This is a genomic window from Salmonirosea aquatica (genome assembly GCF_009296315.1).
Classification (GTDB): Bacteria; Bacteroidota; Bacteroidia; order Cytophagales; family Spirosomataceae; genus Salmonirosea; species Salmonirosea aquatica.
The window spans coordinates 3,868,081-3,887,922 of the sequence record NZ_WHLY01000002.1 but is presented as its reverse complement, the minus strand read 5'-3'; the positions used below and the strand labels follow the sequence as shown (position 1 = coordinate 3,887,922).

The 19,842-nt window shown below is 51.8% G+C and carries 17 protein-coding genes, 1 tRNA gene and 1 pseudogene; 11 read left to right on the top strand and 8 right to left on the bottom strand.

The annotated features are described in order from the left end of the window. Positions 1 to 17: 17 nt before the first annotated feature. Positions 18 to 488 (bottom strand): lipocalin family protein, encoded by a 471-nt coding sequence (locus GBK04_RS17175; RefSeq protein ID WP_152761745.1) that lies wholly within the window; start codon positions 486 to 488, stop codon positions 18 to 20. Between the two features lie 159 nt (positions 489 to 647). On the opposite strand from GBK04_RS17175, the gene GBK04_RS17170 reads away from it, so the two are divergent. From GBK04_RS17170 to GBK04_RS17160, 3 genes are read left to right on the top strand one after another with little or no spacing between them, the layout of a single operon-like run. After that, positions 648 to 3,164: a glycosyl hydrolase gene (locus tag GBK04_RS17170; protein WP_152761743.1), complete on the top strand. Its 2,517-nt coding sequence runs from the start codon at positions 648 to 650 to the stop codon at positions 3,162 to 3,164. Between the two features lie 46 nt (positions 3,165 to 3,210). Continuing rightward, positions 3,211 to 4,110 carry a GIY-YIG nuclease family protein gene (locus tag GBK04_RS17165; protein ID WP_152761742.1) on the top strand — a complete coding sequence of 300 codons (900 nt, stop codon included), beginning with the start codon at positions 3,211 to 3,213 and terminating at the stop codon, positions 4,108 to 4,110. Then, complete coding sequence (locus tag GBK04_RS17160; RefSeq protein ID WP_152761740.1) at positions 4,107 to 4,640, top strand: GNAT family N-acetyltransferase; 534 nt, start codon at positions 4,107 to 4,109, stop codon at positions 4,638 to 4,640. The genes GBK04_RS17165 and GBK04_RS17160 overlap by 4 nt, the downstream gene beginning before the upstream one ends. 62 nt (positions 4,641 to 4,702) lie before the next feature. On the opposite strand, the gene GBK04_RS17155 is transcribed toward GBK04_RS17160, so the two are convergent. Further along, a tRNA-Thr gene (locus GBK04_RS17155) sits at positions 4,703 to 4,775 on the bottom strand. A gap of 404 nt (positions 4,776 to 5,179) precedes the next feature. Between GBK04_RS17155 and thrA the strand changes: the two genes are divergently transcribed. From thrA to GBK04_RS17130, 5 genes are all read left to right on the top strand, one after another. Next, a complete protein-coding gene (gene thrA, locus GBK04_RS17150) occupies positions 5,180 to 7,636 on the top strand; it encodes a bifunctional aspartate kinase/homoserine dehydrogenase I (protein WP_152761738.1) in 2,457 nt (818 codons plus the stop codon). A 121-nt stretch (positions 7,637 to 7,757) separates the two neighbouring features. Further along, positions 7,758 to 8,696, top strand: a complete 939-nt coding sequence (locus tag GBK04_RS17145) for a homoserine kinase (RefSeq protein WP_152761736.1) — start codon at positions 7,758 to 7,760, stop codon at positions 8,694 to 8,696. A gap of 131 nt (positions 8,697 to 8,827) precedes the next feature. Further along, on the top strand, positions 8,828 to 9,154 hold the full coding sequence (locus GBK04_RS17140; RefSeq protein ID WP_152766195.1) for a HesB/IscA family protein: 327 nt from the start codon (positions 8,828 to 8,830) through the stop codon (positions 9,152 to 9,154). A 262-nt stretch (positions 9,155 to 9,416) separates the two neighbouring features. Continuing rightward, the gene (locus GBK04_RS17135; protein ID WP_152761734.1) at positions 9,417 to 10,322 is read left to right on the top strand and encodes a nucleotidyltransferase family protein; all 906 of its coding nucleotides are present in this window, start codon (positions 9,417 to 9,419) and stop codon (positions 10,320 to 10,322) included. A gap of 10 nt (positions 10,323 to 10,332) precedes the next feature. Further along, positions 10,333 to 11,244 carry a DNA-3-methyladenine glycosylase family protein gene (locus tag GBK04_RS17130; RefSeq protein ID WP_373331065.1) on the top strand — a complete coding sequence of 304 codons (912 nt, stop codon included), beginning with the start codon at positions 10,333 to 10,335 and terminating at the stop codon, positions 11,242 to 11,244. On the opposite strand, the gene GBK04_RS17125 is transcribed toward GBK04_RS17130, so the two are convergent. Then, positions 11,241 to 11,600, bottom strand: a complete 360-nt coding sequence (locus GBK04_RS17125; RefSeq protein ID WP_152761732.1) for a DUF6249 domain-containing protein — start codon at positions 11,598 to 11,600, stop codon at positions 11,241 to 11,243. The two genes, GBK04_RS17130 and GBK04_RS17125, sit on opposite strands and share 4 nt — an antisense overlap. Before the next feature lie 141 nt (positions 11,601 to 11,741). Here GBK04_RS17125 and GBK04_RS17120 point away from each other — a divergent pair, with 141 nt between their 5' ends. Together GBK04_RS17120 and GBK04_RS17115 are read left to right on the top strand one after the other, a co-directional pair. Then, a complete protein-coding gene (locus tag GBK04_RS17120; protein ID WP_152761730.1) occupies positions 11,742 to 12,305 on the top strand; it encodes an RNA polymerase sigma factor in 564 nt (187 codons plus the stop codon). A 14-nt stretch (positions 12,306 to 12,319) separates the two neighbouring features. Next, positions 12,320 to 12,742, top strand: coding sequence for a hypothetical protein (locus GBK04_RS17115; RefSeq protein WP_152761728.1), 423 nt, complete (start codon positions 12,320 to 12,322; stop codon positions 12,740 to 12,742). Positions 12,743 to 12,763: 21 nt separating this feature from the next. Here GBK04_RS17115 and GBK04_RS17110 read toward each other — a convergent pair whose 3' ends face one another. Beyond that, on the bottom strand, positions 12,764 to 13,441 hold the full coding sequence (locus tag GBK04_RS17110; RefSeq protein WP_152761726.1) for an SGNH/GDSL hydrolase family protein: 678 nt from the start codon (positions 13,439 to 13,441) through the stop codon (positions 12,764 to 12,766). Positions 13,442 to 13,768: 327 nt separating this feature from the next. Here GBK04_RS17110 and GBK04_RS17105 point away from each other — a divergent pair, with 327 nt between their 5' ends. After that, positions 13,769 to 16,039, top strand: a complete 2,271-nt coding sequence (locus tag GBK04_RS17105; protein ID WP_152761724.1) for a PAS domain-containing sensor histidine kinase — start codon at positions 13,769 to 13,771, stop codon at positions 16,037 to 16,039. A 32-nt stretch (positions 16,040 to 16,071) separates the two neighbouring features. Here the strand turns inward: GBK04_RS17105 and GBK04_RS17100 are convergent. From GBK04_RS17100 to GBK04_RS17085, 4 genes and pseudogenes are all read right to left on the bottom strand, one after another. Then, positions 16,072 to 16,869 (bottom strand): annotated as a pseudogene (locus GBK04_RS17100) (ABC transporter ATP-binding protein); the annotation flags it as partial. A 73-nt stretch (positions 16,870 to 16,942) separates the two neighbouring features. Further along, positions 16,943 to 17,614, bottom strand: coding sequence for a molybdate ABC transporter permease subunit (gene modB, locus GBK04_RS17095; RefSeq protein WP_152761721.1), 672 nt, complete (start codon positions 17,612 to 17,614; stop codon positions 16,943 to 16,945). Positions 17,615 to 17,739: 125 nt separating this feature from the next. After that, positions 17,740 to 18,507, bottom strand: a complete 768-nt coding sequence (modA, locus tag GBK04_RS17090) for a molybdate ABC transporter substrate-binding protein (RefSeq protein ID WP_152761719.1) — start codon at positions 18,505 to 18,507, stop codon at positions 17,740 to 17,742. 76 nt (positions 18,508 to 18,583) lie between these two features. After that, complete coding sequence (locus GBK04_RS17085; protein WP_373331064.1) at positions 18,584 to 19,672, bottom strand: FAD-dependent oxidoreductase; 1,089 nt, start codon at positions 19,670 to 19,672, stop codon at positions 18,584 to 18,586. Between the last annotated feature and the right edge of the window lie 170 nt (positions 19,673 to 19,842).

Genomic DNA, 19,842 nt, shown 5'->3' with positions numbered 1-19,842 from the left:
ATTTTCCTGCACATCCTTTACTTCTGCGCAATGGCCTTCATCCGGGAAAGCAGGCCCAGTTCTGAAAGCTTTTCTTGAATCTCCTGCCGTACTTTTTCACTCAATTGCCCGTTGCGGGCCATCACATCGTAGCCCTCAGGGGTAAAAAGGGTTTTCTCAAAATGAATGATGGCCCAAGTACCCGCCGGATCGAGGTAAACGATATCCCATTTGCTTTTCAGCAAAGCCAGCAGACCATCGCCCCGCCATACAAACGACTCGTGACCGGCCCCGACAGGTACATCGAACCCGTTGATGCTTTTCGCTTTGTTATTTTTCAAATACCTTACTTCGTCTTTCAAACCCACCACCCCCTTTCTGCGCCTGATGGTGTAGGTGAAGGTTGGGTACTGCTTATCGCCTTTGAGCCACATCGGGAAGTCCGAAAAGTGAATGTACCAGGTACCTTCCAGGGCTTGGAGGTTCAGCGGAGAGTCAGATTGCGTCATGGGAATCGGTAATTTTAGGAGTGAAAGTACTGGCTGGATGCATCGGAGAAAGTCCATTCTGTCCTGTACCCGAAGCAATAGTATTATAAAAAAATCGGATAACAACCGTAGTATTGGTCGTCCTGCTTCTTACATACTGAAACAAGTACCCTATATCCCATGAAAAAACTACTTCTACTACTCCTTCTGTTGGCCGGTGTAGCCCATGCCCAAACTCCCTCCACGGCCAAACCCTGGACTTTCTGGTGGTGGATGGGCAGCGCCGCCAACGAGCGCGACATCACGGCCCAACTGGAAGGCTTTAAAAAAGCCGGACTGGGTGGTGTGCACATCAGCCCCATTTACGGGGTAAAAGGCTACGAGAAAGAGTTTGTGCCGTTCTTGTCCAAAGAATGGCTCCACTTGCTGGACTATACCGTGCTGGAAGGTAAGCGGCTGGGCTTGGGCGTGGACATGACCACGGGTACGGGCTGGCCCTTCGGTGGCCCTACCGTCACGCCCGAGATGGCCGCCAAAGCCATGACCGTGAAAGATGGGCAAATACAGGTAGCCCCTACCCGGCAAAAGGTAAAGCGCGCTGCGCCGGGCGGCGAGGGCTTTGTGCTCGACCCGTTTCACCCCACGGCTATGGGTACCTACCTGATGTGGTTCGACACGACGCTGAATACCATTGCCGACCGTCCGCGCGGCATGTACAACGACTCCTACGAAGCTTACGGAGCCAACTGGACCACCAACTTTCGGGAAGAATTCCGCAAGCGCCGGGGTTATGACCTGATGGACCAGCTGACTCTTCTGCAAGATACCACCGCCAACGTACCCGCTCAACTGGTACGCATCGACTACCTGCAAACCCTATCAGAACTACTGCGAGAGCGCTACACCCGGCCATGGACGCAGTGGAGCAAGAAGAACGGCTACGAAACCCGTTACCAGGCGCACGGCTCGCCCGGCAACCTGCTCGATCTGTACGACGAAGCCAGCATCCCCGAAACCGAGTCGTTCGGCACCAGCCGCTTTCCCATTCCCGGCCTGCGCATCGATCCTGATTATTCGATCCAGCAATTCGGCACGCCCAATCCGCTGGCGATGAAGTTTGCCTCGTCGGCGGCGCATTTTTCGGGCAAACCGCTGGTGAGTTCCGAAACAGGTACTTGGCTCGCCAATCACTTTAAAGTTTCGCTGTCGCAGGTAAAGCCGCAGATTGACGAATTATTTACGGCGGGTATCAACCATATTTTTTACCACGGTACCACCTACTCGCCACCCGCCGAGTCGTATCCGGGCTGGCTGTTTTATGCCTCCACTAATTTTGGTCCTACCTCGCACTTTGCCGAGCATTTTCCATTGCTGAACCGCTACGTGGAAAACTCGCAGAAACTCCTCCAAAACAGCCGTCCCGACAACGACATACTGGTGTACTTTCCCATCCATGACCTGTGGGCCGAACCGGGGCATTCGGGTGGAGGCATTCATTTGCTGGAAGTCCATCACGTCGATCGCTGGCTCCTCAAGCTACCCTTCGGCCAACTGAGCGAAAAGCTATGGCAGCGAGGCTATACCTTCGATTTTGTATCGGACGACCAGCTTACCCGCTTGAAAGTAGATAAAAATGGCGGTCTGAATTCGGGTAGTAGTACCTACAAAACCATCCTGATTCCGGCCAGTACCTACCTGCCTGCGGCAACCTTGGCGGAATTGCAACGACTAGCTAAGGCCGGAGCCAAAATCATTTTTGAGCAAAAGGTACCCTCGCAGGTAGCAGGCTTTGCCAACCACGCCCAGCGGCAGGCTGAATTTACCAAATCAGTGGACCAGCTTACGAAAAACAAAACCGTTACCGTAGCTTCCGACTGGGAAGGTACCCTGGCCGCGAACGGCGTCCGGCCCGAAGCCATGGCGGCCCAAGGACTGACCTTTATCCGAAAAACGTACGAGAATAAACCGCTATACTTTGTGGCGAATGTGGGAGATCAGTTTAGTTCCGGCTGGCTCACCACCGAGCGGGGCAGGTACTTCCAGCGCTATGATCCGATGACGGGCGAAGGTACCCCATTACCCACGCGACAACAAAATGGTAAGACGGAACTGTTCTTATCCCTGCTCCCCGGTCAATCCTGTTTTCTGAAATCGGTGGAAAAACCATCGACTGACGCAGTGGCCCATACGCCTACCCAGTCGCTACCGATCACAGGTACCTGGGATGTGACGTTCCTGAAAGGTATGCCTTCTCTACCCGAAAAGACGTCGGTGGCTACCCTGCAATCCTGGACTACCTTCTCCGATTCAGCGAGTTACTTTTCGGGAAAAGCCCGCTACTCGCTGTCGTTTGAGGTACCTGCCGAAGTAGCTTCCCGGAAAGAGTTGATCCTCGATCTGGGCGATGTACGGGAAGTGGCTTCGGTCACCATCAACGGAAAGCCTATCGGTGTAGCGTGGAGCATTCCGTTCCAGCTTAAGGTACCCCCAGGTACCTTGCAGCCCGAAAAAAACACGCTGGAAGTGGAGGTAACCAACCTGTCGGCCAACTACATGCGGCTCCGCGATGCGCAGGCTCCGGAATGGAAGAAGTTTTACGACGCCAATATCGTGGATATTACTTACAAGAAGCTCGATATCAGCAAGTGGGAGCCGATGCCTTCGGGACTGCTGGGGCCCGTGCGGCTCATGTACTAGCAGAACTACTTATCTCAAAAAATATCCTTCACCTACTTTTGAACAAATGAAATTCGGGAAGACAATCAAAATATTTCTCATAGACGGCGATCCTAACGGCCGCATGACATGCGAGCTATCTAATTGGACAGGAAAAGCTTACAAGATTCCCAGAATAAAAGTAAAGGATTGCGTTGATCGGCCCGATTTGATTAATACAGGCATTTATTTGCTTTTGGGTAGAGATGATGAAGGATATGAAAGAGTATATATTGGAGAAGCGGAAAACATTTTAAAGCGCCTAAATCAACATATTACTCAGAAAGACTTCTGGAATGAAGCAATCGTTTTTGTGAGCAAGGATGACAATCTGAACAAGGCCCACATAAAGTACCTGGAGAATAGGCTCTTTGAAATAGCTCATATTGCGAAAAGATATAAAATCGAGAATACCGTAACGCCTACCCAGTCTTCGATTTCAGAGTCTGATCGCGCCGAGATGGAAGAGTTTCTAGAGAATATCAAACTCCTGATTAATACCCTGGGACACAAAGTTTTTGAAGAAAAGCGGGAATACAAATCGAGGTTAAAGACTCTACAGGATATTTTTAATATAAATGCATCCAGGGGTGCCAATGCCCAGGGAGAGCCTACATCTGAGGGATTCGTCGTGTTTAAGGGTTCAAAAATTGCTACTACCACGGTTGCTTCCTTTCCGCCATACATGAGCAAGCTTAGACAACGCCTTGTTGATGAGGGCATTATTCAAATGAATGGAGGTGATTTGATATTAGTAGATGACTATATTTTCAATAGCGCATCCACAGCAGCTGCCCTTGTTATGGGCCGGAGTGCGAATGGGCTTGTGGAATGGAAATTACCCGGTGGAAAGACTTTAAAAAGTTATGAATCAGAAGACAAACTACTCACTTCAAATACAGTTTCAATAGAGACCTACGAACAATGACAACCTACTACTACCCCGAAGGTCTCGAAACCGACCGGCTCATTACCCGCTACCTTACCGAAGCTGATGTGCTGCTGTGGACCGAATTTTTCAAAGATCCGGAAGCCATTGAATTCTTTCCTGTCTACAAAAACATGACCCACGAAGCCAGCGCCATTGAGTGGATCGGGAGACAAACCACGCGCTACGTCAACCAACAGTACGGCATGCAAGCCTTGATCGAAAAGAAGACGGGTTCTCTGATCGGACAATGTGGGTTACTGGCCAAGGAAATCGACGGCATTCCTGAGCTTGAGGTAGGGTACAGTATCCTCAAAAAATACTGGGGCCGGGGCTATGCTGCCGAAGCTGCCCGGCTTTTCATCGACTACGCTTTCCAAAATAATTTGGTAGAATCGGTCATTTCCACGATCTCGCCCGGTAATATGAAATCCATCCGGGTTGCCGAAAAAAACGGGCTGGTGTTTGAGAAAATTTCCCCCTGGCAGGATATGCAGCTCTGCGTATACAGAGTATGGAAGCCGCTTTGAAAAAGTAATGAAACGAAACAAGCCCGCCGGATAATGATCCTCAGCGGGCTTGTTTTGTGATGAGCCTCCTACAAGACTTGAACTTGCGACCTACGCATTACGAATGCGTCGCTCTACCAGCTGAGCTAAGGAGGCGTATGTTTTTCCACCTGCACACTACGAATCCACCGCTCTATCGTGCGACGAACCGCAGCTGAGCTAAGGAGGAGTATGTTGTTTCCCCACCCTACGCATCACGAATGCGCCCCTCTATCGTGCGACGAACCGCAGCGCAGCTAAGGCGGCGGATGGGGTGCAAATATACGAATCAAAAAATTATTCAAAATAAAATCTTCGGCCAAATTGAGAGTACCCTGCGCACAATCACGCCAATTTTTAGGCTAAAGCCACGCAGCCGGAACGCCTTTTACTATATTTGCGCAATTTAAAGAAGAGTCGAGAGCGAAAGGCTGGTCATAGTTCAACGTACGAAGTACCCAATAATCGTATTTCCTGAAGCCTTCAACTTTCTTATCCGGTATTCCATATTTTCCTAATTGATGAAAGTTCTTAAGTTCGGCGGCACGTCGGTAGGTTCGGTTGACAGTATTAAGCAGGTCATCCAAATCCTGGAAAAAAGCATTTCAAAGGGCGAGCGCACCGCGGTGGTGTTCTCGGCCATGGGCGGAGCCACCAACCGACTGATCGAGATTGGCCGCATGGCTGCTGCGGGAAACCAGGAGTACTTTGAACTGCTGAAAGTGGTCGAAGAAAGGCACTTTGCCACCATTCGCGGGCTCATCAATGTCAAGCAGCAAAGCAGTACGTTTGCGGCCATCAAAGGTCTGTTCAACGAACTGGAAGACATCCTAAGGGGCGTGTCGCTGATTCGGGAACTGACCGACCGTACCCTGGACCTGATCATGAGTTTCGGCGAGCGGCTGTCAACCGTAATCATCACCGAAGCCCTCAAAAACAGGAATCTAAAGGCGGAATTCTGCGATGCGCGGCAGCTGGTACGTACCAACGCCCACTTTGGGATGGCCGAGGTAGACTTTCCGGTCACTAACCGGCTGATCCTCGAACACTTCGCCAAAACCTCCGCCTTGCAATGCATCACGGGTTTTATTGGCGCCACGCCCGAGGGCATCACCACGACGCTGGGGCGCGGCGGCTCGGACTACACGGCCTCCATTTTCGGAGCAGCCCTCGATGCGCAGGTGATCGAAATATGGTCGGATGTGGACGGTATGATGACTGCCGATCCGCGCAAGGTACCCAATGCGTTTACGATACCATCCATTTCGTACGCTGAGGCCATGGAACTGTCGCACTTTGGGGCCAAGGTTATTTACCCGCCCAGCCTTCAGCCTGCTTTTGCCAAAAGCATTCCGCTGAAAGTACTGAACACCTTCAACACCGATTTTGAGGGTACCCTCGTCAGCCGCGCCGCCAATTCCAAGGAATATGCTATTACGGGCATCTCATCCATCGACGACATGGCGCTGGTCAATATCCAGGGTAGCGGTATGATCGGTGTGGCGGGTATTTCGGCCCGGCTTTTCACGACTTTATCGGATAATAACATCAGCGTGATCCTCATCTCGCAGGCTTCGTCGGAACATTCGATCTGCTTCACCATCGACCCGCGCAACGCCGAACGCGCGCAGGTGGTTCTGGAAAAGGCCTTCGAGACCGAAATGGCTATGGGGGATATCGATAGTATCACCATTGAAAAAAACGTTTCGATCATCGCCATTGTGGGCGAGGGCATGCGGAAAAGCTCCGGGGTATCGGGCCGTTTGTTTTCAGTGTTGGGCAAAAACGGGATCAATATCATTGCCACGGCGCAGGGCTCCTCGGAGTTGAATATTTCGGTGGTTATTTCCAAGAATGACCTTTCCAAAGCCCTTAATGCCATTCACGGTGTTTTTTTTCTATCGGAAACCCGTTCACTGAATCTTTTCATCGTGGGCGTGGGTCTTATTGGGGGTACCCTACTGGAACAGGTGCGCAGCCAATCGGCCTTCTTGAGCGGAGAAAGGCTTTTGAAACTGAATATTGTCGGGCTTTCCAACACCCGGAAAATGTTGCTGGAACCCAGTGGCATCGCCCCCGACCACTGGCGCGACGAGTTGGATGCCCACGGGGTCAAAACCAGTATTCCGGCTTTTGTGCAGCGTATTATCGAGCTCAACCTACCTAACAGCGTATTTGTGGACTGTACCTCCGATAAGGATATCGTCAGGCACTATGGTACCTTGCTGGATGCCAGTATCTCGGTCGTGACGCCCAACAAGGTAGCCAATTCGGGCCGCTACGCCGAGTACCAGCGGCTTCAGCGTACCGCCTTACAGCGCGGCGTGAAGTTTCTTTATGAAACCAATGTAGGGGCGGGTCTACCCATCATCAACACAATTCAGGGCTTGATGGACAGCGGTGATAAATTCATCAAAATCGAGGCAATTCTGTCGGGTACCCTTTCGTATATCTTCAACACGTTCGGTCCGCAGGTACGCTTTGCCGATGTAGTGCGCGAAGCCAAGGCCAAGGGATACACCGAACCCGATCCACGCGACGACCTCAGCGGTACCGATGTGGCTCGCAAAATCCTGATCCTGGCGCGGGAGGTGGGGGTACCTATGGAGCCGGAAGAAGTGAAAATCACGCCGCTGTTGCCGGAAAACTGCTTGCAGGCTCCTACGGTCGAAGCGTTCTTTGCCGAACTGGAAAGCTCCAATGATTATTTCGAAAACCTGCTCAACGAAGCAGAGGCCCAACAGGGCGTACTGCGCTACATCGCCACGCTGGACAACAACCACGCTACAGTACAGCTTCGGGTGGTCGATGCCAGGCATCCGTTTTATAATCTCTCGGGCAGCGACAATATCGTATCGTTCACAACCGAACGGTATAAGGACCGGCCCCTGGTAGTAAAAGGCCCCGGAGCTGGTGCCGAAGTGACCGCCTCGGGCGTCTTTGCAGACATTATGAGTATTAGTAGTTATTTGGGATGAAGAAGTGGCAGAGTGGCAAAGGCATAGAGTGGCTTTTGCTTGATGAGCCAGGCGTTCTCACCCTCACTATTTTTTTACCACTTTGTACCTCAGTGCCTCTCTAGCTTTGCCACTTAAAAACATGAACTACATAAAAGCCTTCGCCCCCGCTACTGTCGCCAATGTGGCCTGCGGATTTGACATTTTCGGTTTCGCCGTGGACGAGCCGGGCGACGTGGTTGAGATCTACCGCCGCGACGAGCCGGGCATTGTGATCGCCGACATCACGGGCGACGAAGGCCGCCTGCCCCGTGACCCGCTCCGCAACGCCGTGACGGTCGTCATGCTGCGTTTGCTGGATCATCTCAAAATATTCGATTTCGGGTGTGAGGTAATTTTGCACAAGAATATGCCCCTGGGCAGTGGCATGGGCTCCAGCGCAGCCAGTGCGGTAGCGGGGATTTTCGCCCTTAACGAATTACTCGGCCAGCCGCTGACGCGCCAGCAATTGCTACCCTTTGCTATGGAAGGTGAGCGCATCGCCTGCGGGTCGGCTCACGCCGACAATGTAGGGCCTTCGCTCATGGGTGGTTTTCTGGTGATTCGCAGCTACCAGCCGCTGGATGTATTCCGCATTACAGTACCGGAGAATCTCTACTGTACCCTGGTCAATCCCGACATTGAGGTCAATACCAAGGACGCGCGCTTCATTCTGCGCAATGAGGTTTCTTTAAAAAATGCGATTTCACAAATGGGCAACGTCGCCGGTCTCATCGCTGGACTCATGCAGGAAGATTACGACCTGATCAGCCGCTCCATGGTGGACGTCATTGTGGAGCCCATCCGGGCCATTCTGATACCCGAATTCAACGAAGTGAAGCAGGCCGCCATCGCGCAGGGGGCGCTCGGTTGTAGTATTTCGGGAGCAGGGCCATCGATGTTCACCCTGAGCAAGGGCCGCGAAACTGCCGAGCGTGTAGGGAAAGCCATGCAGCAGAAATTTGCCGAAGCCGAAATCGACAGCAAAATATACGTGTCGGCCATCAATCGCGACGGGCCCAGGGTACTAGCTACCGCTTAAAAACGTAGCGAATCTTGTTTGATGACAAAGAGAACAGGCATATTCCGAACCGAAAACGATCACCCTGCTGGAGGATGAACTTTCCTTTTCCCAAAAAAGTTATTACTATTGAATCCCAATTGATGAAAAATATGGTAACGGTAACCGATAAAGCCAAAGAACGAATAGAAACACTGCGCCTTGAAGAAGGCCGCACCGATGAAAACCACATCCGCGTGGGTGTGGAAGGCGGCGGCTGCTCGGGCCTGATGTATAACCTCGAATTTGACACCAACACCCAACCTACGGATATGGTCTTTGAAGACAAGGGTATCCGGATTGTGGTGGATAAAAAAAGCATTCTGTACCTGGCAGGTACGGTGCTGGATTTCAGCGACGGACTCAATGGAAAAGGCTTTCAGTTCGTGAATCCCAACGCCACGCGTACCTGCGGATGCGGGGAGAGCTTCGCGGTATGATTTTGAAAGATAAGTTTTGATTAAGTGTGAATGATTAAAGCGTCGCGAGCTTCCACGCGGCGCTTTTTTTGTGTCCGACCGGGAAAGAATGCCGTTCGATTCGTGGAGCTGCACGCTCGGCGGTGTACGTAATCGCTTCCTCAAAAATTATGTTTTCGCGAAAATTTAGCGTTTTTTGTGGTTATAGCCCAAAATCAGCCTTTTCTATACTGGTGAAATCTATGCATTCAATTACTCATTCTCTCATCCAAAATTGACTTAAATGAAGCCTACTCTTTTAATTCTGGCGGCCGGTATCGGTAGCCGCTACGGCGGCGTCAAGCAGCTCGACCAGTTCGGCCCCCAGGGCCAGACCATCATAGATTATTCCTTGTACGACGCCATCCGCGGCGGCTTTGGCAAGGTCGTGTTTATTGTCCGCGATGAAATCAAAGACGACGTAGAAGCTACCTTTGCGGACCGGCTGCGGGGAAAAATCGATTACGACTTTGCCATTCAGGGTATCCAGTCGTACGTACCTGAGGAGTTGGGTACCGTCGAGCGGGCCAAGCCCTGGGGTACCGGCCACGCCACTTTGTGCGCCTGGCCCCAAACTGACGCCCCGTTCGCCGTCATCAACGCCGACGATTTTTACGGCCGGGAAGCCTTTGCCACGATGGCCAACTTCCTGACTACCGATACCGACGACACGCAGCACGCCATGATTGGGTATGAGCTCAAGCGTACCCTGTCCGAAAACGGCACGGTGTCGCGCGGGGTATGCATCGTGCGGTCCGATGGCAACTTGTCGTCCGTGGTCGAACGTACCAAGATTTTCCCTGATAAAGTAGGTAATATTTATTTTGAGGAAGACGACATCCTGACCGAGCTACCGCCTTTCACGCCCGTTTCGATGAATTTCTGGGGTTTCAAGCCCGCTGTATTTCCGCTCATTCAGAAGCAGTTTCAGAATTTTGCACGCGAAAACGCAAACAACCCCAAAGCTGAGTTCTATATTCCTACCATCGTGACGAACCTGATCTACCATCAGCTGGGGCAATGCCGTGTGTTCACGAGCCAGTCCGACTGGTTTGGCGTGACCTACCCTGAAGATAAGCCAACGGTACAGGCCGCTCTGAAAGCCCTGCACGACGCCGGCGAGTATCCGGCTGAATTATGGGCAAATTAATTGTGGATTAGTGGCTAAGATCCCGCCTGATTTCGCATTACCTATCCCGCCGCTATTCAGTTTTCGGGAATGTTTGTGGTTTCTGGATCGAAACTACGACGATATCATGCACCGGGTTACGGAGACTTCCGTAATCAAGCCCTTTCGGGTAGGTACCTCGGTGTCACTGCTGGAAATATCAGAGAAGTCTAATCATCTGATCGTGCAATTTCGGGGCGGTGATCTGGCCGATGAAGCGCTGCTTCGCGAACAGGTCACCGCCCTTTTTGATTTAGAAGCCGATCTCGCTCCCTTTTACGAACACCTGCGGACGGATTCTGATCTGGCTTTCATGGCTGACGACTACTACGGTCTCCGACTGATCGGCATTCCCGATCTGTTCGAGGCGCTGTGCTGGAGCATCATCGGGCAACAGATCAACCTCACGTTCGCCTACACGCTGAAACGTCGGCTGGTGGAACTGGTGGGCGAAAAAATCACCTACCAGGGTCATGTTTTCTACGGGTTTCCTACCCCCGAGCATATGGCCGCGCTTACGGTGGAGCAGTTGCGACTTTTGCAGTTTTCGGGCCGCAAGGCTGAGTACCTCATCGGTGTGGCTCGCGCCTTTGCAGCGGGCGAAATTTCTAAAGCACAATTGCTGGCCTTACCGACATCGGAAGCTATGGTACAGACGCTCACTTCCCTACGGGGTATCGGTGAGTGGACGGCCCACTACGCGCTGATGAAATCGCTGAAAATTCCGACCTCAGTACCCTATGGCGATGTGGGTCTTTACAATGCGCTCTTTACTCTAAAAGGACTTCCCAAACGGCCCAGCCGCGCCGAGCTGGCTTCGGTTTTTGATGCTTTCAAAGGGTGGGAAGCCTACCTTACCCTGTACCTGTGGCGAAGCCTGGCGGCTCCAAAGCCAAACGTTTAGTCGGCCTTCCTGTATAAGTACTTTATGATCAAAAAGTAGAGCAGGAACCCTAGACCCGCAACAATGGAAAGCAACCCAAAAATGATGGGGGCGTTATGGTCAAGGTTCAGGTCATTCACAATCATAAGTCCTGCACCTACACACACCAGTAGTATTCCGTATTTCAGGTTGGAATAGGCGTCGGGAGCGCTTGCGCTTTTTTGCAGAATCCACTGCTTTTCGGGTTCCAGATGCCCCAGTTCGACCATACGGGCCTTGATGCTGGATTCTTTGGCTACTCTCATGATCGTAACGATGCCCCAGAAGAGTAAGTAGGTAGTTCCAAGAGGAATCAGTATTCCAGCTAATGAGTTCATTTCTTTTCGTTTTTTTATAGTTAGAAATCGTTTGTCCCCATTGGACGCCGCCCTCTTTTGAAATGTTGCAGTTTTTTATTTTTTTACAGAAAATAATATTTCCTGCAACCCTGCGGCTCAGGTCTGCGTCGAACGGAAAACATGGTAGACGACGCAACACTTATCAGACGGATTCAGGCGGGCGACCGACACGCGTTCCAGTGGCTCATCAAGTCGCACGAGCGGCTCGTGTACGGAGTGGTGTGGAAAATCGTCAGGAATCAGGCCGACGCAGAGGATATCAGCCAGGAAGTTTTTTTGAAAGTACACGAAAAACTAGGTACCTTCCATCACGAATCCCGGCTCTCGACCTGGATTGCTAAAATTGCGTACAACCAGGCGTTGAGCCACCTAAGGAAACGCGATATTTTGCAGCATTCCGTGGATGTGGAAGATGAAGCATTTCGCGAGCGCATAACCGGCGAAGGTACCCTCCCCACCGAAAGTCTGGAAAACAAAGAATTGAAAAGAATAGTACACGATGCCATCGAGCAACTACCCCTACCTTACCGGACGCTCATCGACTTGTTCCATATTCAGGAGATGAGTTATGCCGAAATCGTGGAAATCAGCGGGTTCCCGGAAGGCACGGTAAAAAGCTACCTGTTTCGAGGACGAAAACTATTAAAAGATGCCATCCGCAGCCATAAGCATTTGATCGATTAGTAAGCAGAAACGACATGAAAAAGAATTGGTCTGATCAGGAATTACAGGATCTGTTTGAGAACGATCCCCAGGCTTTCGCCGACCTCGCCCGCACGAACCAGGAAGCGCAGATGTACGCCCTGCTTTTTGCTACTTTCCCAAAACTTGATGCCGTGCAGGTACCCTCTACACTCAGCGAACGGGTGCTTGCTCAACTCGAAGTACAAGAGGCGAAAGCTAAAAAGTGGCAAAATAGGCTACTGTGGGGGGGCATTGGGCTTACCATCCTGCTGGGCCTGACAATATCCTGGATGCTATCGCCCGAAATGGCAAAATCTTTTCAGGCAATCAGTGGCTACCTACCCTTCGTGGCGGCGGCAGTACTGGCGTTCTTTGGGTTAGAATTTTTGGATCAGAAATTGATTTGGGGCAAAGCGGAGGATGTGTTACTTGAATAAATTCCGCTTTAACCTAGTTCATCACTTCTTCAATAGCCCTTCCATCATTTTCTCGGCCACGAAGGTGTTGCCCGCTTCGGTCAGGTGCACGCGGTCGCTGGTCAGGATTCCTTTTTCTTCGTTTTTCGGATTGTTCTTTTCCAGGTACTCCTGAAAATCCTTCCGCAAATCCACGAGCGTCAGACCGTTCTTTTGGGCCAAATCCCGGATTTTGGCGGCGTACAGATTCAGGTCGCCGTCCTGCTCGTTGCTATAATCGGCCCGCTCGCCAATCACCGAAGGAGTACACAGAATCGGACGGATATTATTGTCTTTCAGCTTTTTAATAATGGCCTCGTAAAACTTTACGTACTTGTCCAGATCGGTGCCGGTGCCGTGGGTACGCTTGTGCCACACATCGTTAATTCCTACGTACACAAACACGACATCGGGCTTTTTGGCCAACACGTCATCCTCCATCCGCAGGTACAGGTCATAGATTTTGTTTCCTCCGATGCCTGCCCCGATCAGCTCATACTGGTCGCCCAGGCCTTTGTCCTGTAACATTTTGCGGAGCTGGGTGATGTAGCCTTTTTCACCTACCCCCGCCTGGGTGATGGAATCACCAAAAAATATCACCCGTAGGGGCTTATCCTGCTGCATGGCGAGTAGAGGAAGCACAAAAACAAAGAACCGGGCGTAACGCAAAAACTTTTTCATTGAGATCCAGAAAGTTTTGAAAATGTAAAAATCGGAATGTTCGCTACCAAAAGAATCGGTTTTCCCTATACTACCCATTTTTTTGGAACCCAGGCCCAGGTACCGCGTGCCAAATATTCCCGATTTATCGTAATTTCGTCCTTAGTGAGAAAACCGAGTCCATCTATATTTTCGGAAAAATCCTGCATCCATAGAGGAAAGGTACGTCAAAGGTTCCTTTCAAGAATAGGACGCCAATCGATTTATCAAGACAGTCCCCGACCTATATAAGCTAACATGCATTCTCTACGCCCTTAACCTTAGCCCTCCAAAGAGGTCACTGAACTAATGTCCGATTTTCCCCACTCCATTCTCCTAGAACAAATAAAGGCCATTCCCGAGGGGCTGTTGGTAGTGGATGCCAAAGGGAAAATCATCTCCTGCAACAAGGCCTATATCGACCTCTGGAACATGCCGCCGGCTATTGTCGAAGCGAAGGACGATGTGGCTGCGCTGAACTATGCCATGACGCAGGTCGAAGACGCCCAGGCTTTTTTTGACAGAGTGCAGGAATTGTACGCCTGCCAGACGCCCCGTTCGGTTAGGGATGTACTACATTTCAAGGATGGGCGAGCCATCCAACGCTTCGGAAAGTCGATCATTGGGAGCGATGGAATCAGCCACGGCTGGGCTATGTATTTCAGGGATATAACCGATCAATACAGAAACGAACAGGAATTACAGCGGCAAAAGAACCTTTACCGGGACGCCCTGGAAGGTACTTCAGATGCCTTTGTATCTTTTGATTTCGACTGGAACATCCTCTATATTAACGGAAAGGCCACTGCCTGGGGCAATTTACCGGCCGACGAGATCATCGGCACAAATCTGTGGGAGGCCTTTCCGCAGCTAGTGGGAACAGACCTTGCTTTGGTGTACCGTACCTGTATGGAAACCCGTCAGCCCCGGCATACGGAGTATTTCTCGGCTGCTGTCAATCGCTGGTACAGCGTTAAGGTTTCACCCATCAGTCAGGGACTATCGGTTTTTATTGCTGATATAACCGATACCAAAAAAGTTGAAAAAGAAAACCAGGAAAGGGAAGATCAGTTTCGTTTGATGGCTAATTCTATCCCGCAACTGGGCTGGATGGCCGATAGCGAGGGTTGGATTTACTGGTACAACGACCGCTGGTACGAGTACACAGGTACTACCCTGGATGAAATGAAAGGATGGGGATGGAAGCGAGTCCATCATCCCGACCACGTCGATCAGGTGGTGGCAGTAGCGGAAAAAGGTTGGAGAATGACCGAACCCTGGGAGCTGACCTTTCCGCTGCGCCGCCACGACGGTGAATACCGCTGGTTCCTTACCCGGATTTTTCCTGTCAAGGACGTCACGGGAGCGGTCACGCACTGGATAGGTACCAATACGGATATTCATGACCAGCTGGAATCCGAAAAAGTCCTCAAACGCAGCGAAGAACAGCTGAAGCAGCTCTCCGATTTTATGCCCCAGATTGTGTGGACCACCGATGACAAGGGGTACCATGATTTTTTCAATCAACGGTGGTATGAGTTCACCGGTCTGTCATTTGAGGAAACTAAGGATACGGGCTGGGCGCTGGTACTGCATCCTGACGACTTTGAGCCCACCTGGAAAAAATGGAGCCATTCTTTGCGGACCGGCGATCTGTACGAAACCGAATACCGCATGAAACGCGCCGATGGCGCGTACCGCTGGCTGTTGGCCCGTGCCATGCCCCTGCGCAACGAAAGCGGCGAGATAGTCCGGTGGTTTGGTACCTGCACCGACATTCACGACCAGAAAGTAGCATCCGACATCCTGGAACACAAAGTAGCCGAACGTACCCGGGACCTGCAGGAAGCCAACAGCTACCTGCACAGCATCAACGAGGAACTACGGCAGTTCAACTACATTGCCTCCCACGACCTGCAGGAACCGTTGCGGAAAATCATGATCTTCGCCGAACGCATCAGAGCGCAGGATTACGACCAATTGAGTGAGGGTTCGCGGAGCTTTCTGGAACGGATGTCCGTTTCGGCGGAGCGAATGTCGGTCTTATTGAAAGATCTGCTGGATTTCAGCAGCACGCAACGGGAAGAGCTTTTCATCCAGGTGAACCTGAACGATACGATCAAAGATATTGAGAACGACCTGGAATTATTGATTGCGCAAAAGTCGGCAGTGATTCAAAAAGAAGAACTACCTACCCTGAAAGCCATTCCCCTGCAAATGCACCAATTGTTCTATAATATGATCAATAATGCCCTAAAATTTACTTTACCCCATCAAAATCCCGTCATTCAAATTAAAGGTACCCTGGCGCTGCCTCAATTGGTCCAGGAATGGGCGTTAGCGCCGGACGCCAGGTACTTTCATCTCACTGTGACCGACAATGGTATCGGCTTTGAGCAGGAATTTGCTGACCGGATTTTTGTATTATTCAAACGGCTCCATAGCCAGAAAACCTTCCAGGGTACCGGTGTGGGACTGGCGTTGTGCAAAAAAGTAGTGGAAAACCATCATGGTCGGATTTGGGCCGAATCAGAACCTGACCGGGGGGCTACCTTTCACGTGGTTCTGCCCCTTCTGTGACTTAAATCCATTGTTTTAAACGATCAAGCCCTTCACCGTATCACCTCCACCACTGGTGCATCCACCGCGTAGCGCAGCAGAAACGAACAGCCGGGTTGTAGATCGACCGCCCGACCGGCTGGCAGCCGAAGCTTATGAATTCGCTGGTCTATGAGCGCCTGTACCAGCGCATTTTCACCTTCCAGGATACAGGTAAGAACTTCGCCGTACAGCACGGGACCGTCGGCCGTAGGATAGTCCGGAGCAAAAACCTGCGCGGGGGTACCCTGCCGCACTATTTTGCCTTCCTCAAGAGCGACTACATGGTCGCCCAGCCGGAAAATCTCGCCCAGATCATGCGTGACCAGTACCACCGTAAGCTGGTAGTGCTGCTGAAGCTTCAAAAGGTACCCCTGCAGTCGGTGCCGCATGGAACGGTCGAGGGCCGAGAGGGGCTCGTCGAGCAAAAGCAAGCGGGGCCGGGGTACCAGCGCCCGCGCCAAAGCCACGCGCTGTTGCTGTCCACCCGAAAGTTGATGGGGTTTTCGGTCCGCCAACTGTGTCAGTTCCATTTCCCGCAGTAGCTCCTCCACCCGTGTCGGGGCTTCGCCTTTTTCCAGGGCATAGGCCAGATTCTGCCGCACCGTGAGATGGGGGAAGAGTGCATAATCCTGAAAAACAAGGCCCGCTTTTCGCTGTTGGGGAGGCAGGAAAATAGACGTTGAAGTATCCAGCCAGACATCACTTCCAAAAGCAATACGACCGGCTTGTGGCTTGACCAAACCTGCCACCAGTCGCAGCAGGGTAGTCTTGCCCGCCCCCGATGGCCCCGTGAGTATTGTAATGGCCCCGGCTTCGATCCGCATCGACACATCGAGCGCCACTGCTCCGGTGGCGGTGCGCATCGAGTGCCGAAGCTGTAGATCAAGCGGAATAGCGGACACGGAGGCGGTGGTTAAGTAGATATACCAAGAGTAGTATGGCAAAGGTAATCACGAAAAGCACGAGTGCGTACTGGTTGGCAGCCGGATAATTAAGGGCCTCCACTTCATTGTAGATGGCTACCGAGGCTACCTTGGTAACGCCCGGAATATTGCCGCCGATCATCAATACTACGCCAAACTCACCCACGGTATGGGCAAAGGTAAGGACCAAAGCCGTCAGGATGGCCGACTTGCAATTGGGTAACAGGACTTTGAAAAAAGTAGTCCATGCACTTTTTCCCAACGTATAGGAAGCTTCTCGCAAAGATGGGGGCAACGCCTGCAAACCCGCCTGCAAAGGATAAACCATAAACGGCAAACTGTAAATGACCGAAGCCACCACCAGGCCCGGAAACGAAAACACGAGCCTAAGCCCCAGCACTTCTTCGATCCAGCCGCCAAAGGCATAGGAAGGACTGAATGCCAGCAGCAGATAGAATCCCAGTACTGACGGAGGTAATACAAGGGGCATTCCGATGACAGCTTCCACCAGTACCCTCCCCCGAAACTTACTGTACGCCAACCAATACGCGATTGGTAGCGCTACCCCAAACAAAATCAGGGTAGTGAGCGAAGCGAGCTTGAAGGTAAGAATCAGGGGTTCGGGGTTCAAAGTTGACAGTTGACAGTTGACAGTTGACAGTTGAGAAAAACCGGGCTTGCAGCTACCTTACTTTCATAATTGGAAAAAACTTTGCCGCTTTGTGCCTATGGGCCTTTGTCCCTCTTTTCAGCTACCTACTCCACGGAATAGCCGTATTGCTGGAAGATAGCGCGGGCTTTTTCGGAGTACAGGAAGTCATAAAATTGCTGACTCTTTTCGCGTTTGGGAGACGATTCGCTGTGTTTTAGCAATATAGCGGCCTGATCGATATGCGCGTAGGCGGTAGAATCCAGGGCAGTCCAGCGGCCTTTTCCTTTCATCTCGTGCGATAGGACGACGGACAAGGCTGTAAAGCCCACATCGGCCGCGCCGGTAGCGATGTACTGGGTGGTCTGGGCAATGCTTTCGCCAAATACCAGTTTGGAGTTCACTTGTTCGAAAAGACCGGCTTCTTTAAGTACCTCTACGGCTGCCCGTCCATACGGAGCTGTTTCGGGGTTGGCCAGGGCAATTTTCTTCACGCCAGCTTGCGTAAGCATCGTCAAATCGGGCGTAATGGTGGAGTCGCGCGTCCACAGTACTAGGGTACCCCTGGCATAAATTTTGGGCGGATTGTCGGCCCCGCCGTTAACGAAAATTTCCTGCGGATAGCGCGTATCCGCCGATACGAATACGTCGAAGGGGGCACCTTGTTGAATCTGCGTCGTCAACTTACCCGATGAACTCACGACGATATCCAGCTTGGTACCCGACTCGCGCTCAAAGGTTTTCTGCAACTCCTGCATCACAAACTGCACGTTGGCCGCTGTGGCCACCACCACCTTATCGTTGGGCTTGGAACAGCAGATCAGCCCTACCATGAAAAAAATCACTACCGTGATCCGTACTATCGGTTTGCCCATAAATGCCTACCCTTTCCTCAACATAGGTTATGAGGTAAAGGTAGTGAAGACACCGGGAATAAGAAAAAGAGGGTACCTAGCCGCGCATGTTTTTCATGACCTCCTGCAAAATGCCCACCACTTTTTCGGTTTGCTCCTTGCTGGGGGTAGTGTCCCAGTTGCCCACAATTCCATTGCTGCCCAGGTAGATTCCATCCTTGCGGGCAATGAAGTTGGCACCCTCCGTGCTGAGCTTGTACTGAATGTCGCTCTGGGGAATGAGGCAGGAAAGCTGCCCCGAAACCGGTATCAGTTCATCGTCGTTGAATATGGGCTTGGCGCCCAGGCCCATACAGTTGACCACCACCTTTTCGGGCAGGGCGTCGATATCTTCCAGCTTTTTGATTTCGTGGATTTTCACCTTCCCGCCAAACGCCAGAAAATCCTGCAGGTGATAATGCAGGTACGAAGGGATATTGAACATCAGATTCGAGCGACGCGTCACGAAATCCGCGGCAAAGGGATGCTCTTTTTTACCCAACCGTACTCGTTCCGGAATCAATCCCGGGATTTCATACACTTCTCCGCCCGCGCTATGTTCTGAGGCGGTAGGTACCTCATTCCGCACACTATACTCATCCGTCCAGCAGGCGATGTCGTTAAGGCCCAGCAAAAACTGGAACCGTCGAAAAGAGTAGCGGGTGGCGTCTTCCCAAACACCTCGGAACTCTGGCTTGGCCACCGCCGGATCACACACCCGCGAGGCCGGCGACCAGGTACCCGTAGCCAGGTTGCTGGTCACATTGGGGGGTACATCCTTCGTGTAGATCGTGACCTCACAGCCGCTTTCCTGCAACAGGCGAGCGGTGGCGATACCCACCGTGCCACAACCCAGCAACGCTATCTTTCGCTCGGGCGTAGCCATCACCAGGTTTCGGGCCATGTTGCCCGTTCCCCACGAAAGCGACCAGCCGCTACCCCCGTGCCCATAGTTGTGTACGATGGTTTTACTTCCCAGTTGTTCGGCTTCTATGCGCGGGCCCGAGGGGCGAAACGGGCGCAACCCGACGGTTTCCTTAACGATGCGATCCATCGAAAGACGGAGCTTGGGAATCTGGTGGTAGCCGCGATTGATGTAGAATTGCTTGTCGGCGTACTGCGGGCCGGGTGGTACAGGCAGTGACACCCGCCGACAGGGCCAGGCTACCCAGCCCGGCTTTCTGGAAAAAAATTCTGCGGTTCATGGGAGGAAAAAGAAATGTGCGCTCGCGAATGATTCTCCTTAAAAATAGGCACACAAAAAGTTGTCAACAAACAATATCCTGCATTAATTTATCATTTCGGAATAATATTTTA

Excerpts from the sequence above, each read along its gene's own strand:
- GBK04_RS17110 (WP_152761726.1), bottom strand. The coding sequence starts at position 13,441 with ATGAAAAAGTTTTTGCGTTACGCCCGGTTCTTTGTTTTTGTGCTTCCT.
- GBK04_RS17160 (WP_152761740.1), top strand. The coding sequence starts at position 4,107 with ATGACAACCTACTACTACCCCGAAGGTCTCGAAACCGACCGGCTCATT.
- modA (WP_152761719.1), bottom strand. The coding sequence starts at position 18,507 with ATGGGCAAACCGATAGTACGGATCACGGTAGTGATTTTTTTCATGGTA.
- GBK04_RS17115 (WP_152761728.1), top strand. The coding sequence starts at position 12,320 with ATGAAAAAGAATTGGTCTGATCAGGAATTACAGGATCTGTTTGAGAAC.
- GBK04_RS17175 (WP_152761745.1), bottom strand. The coding sequence starts at position 488 with ATGACGCAATCTGACTCTCCGCTGAACCTCCAAGCCCTGGAAGGTACC.
- GBK04_RS17165 (WP_152761742.1), top strand. The coding sequence starts at position 3,211 with ATGAAATTCGGGAAGACAATCAAAATATTTCTCATAGACGGCGATCCT.
- GBK04_RS17170 (WP_152761743.1), top strand. The coding sequence starts at position 648 with ATGAAAAAACTACTTCTACTACTCCTTCTGTTGGCCGGTGTAGCCCAT.
- GBK04_RS17140 (WP_152766195.1), top strand. The coding sequence starts at position 8,828 with ATGGTAACGGTAACCGATAAAGCCAAAGAACGAATAGAAACACTGCGC.
- GBK04_RS17120 (WP_152761730.1), top strand. The coding sequence starts at position 11,742 with ATGGTAGACGACGCAACACTTATCAGACGGATTCAGGCGGGCGACCGA.
- thrA (WP_152761738.1), top strand. The coding sequence starts at position 5,180 with ATGAAAGTTCTTAAGTTCGGCGGCACGTCGGTAGGTTCGGTTGACAGT.
- GBK04_RS17125 (WP_152761732.1), bottom strand. The coding sequence starts at position 11,600 with ATGAACTCATTAGCTGGAATACTGATTCCTCTTGGAACTACCTACTTA.
- GBK04_RS17135 (WP_152761734.1), top strand. The coding sequence starts at position 9,417 with ATGAAGCCTACTCTTTTAATTCTGGCGGCCGGTATCGGTAGCCGCTAC.
- GBK04_RS17105 (WP_152761724.1), top strand. The coding sequence starts at position 13,769 with ATGTCCGATTTTCCCCACTCCATTCTCCTAGAACAAATAAAGGCCATT.
- GBK04_RS17145 (WP_152761736.1), top strand. The coding sequence starts at position 7,758 with ATGAACTACATAAAAGCCTTCGCCCCCGCTACTGTCGCCAATGTGGCC.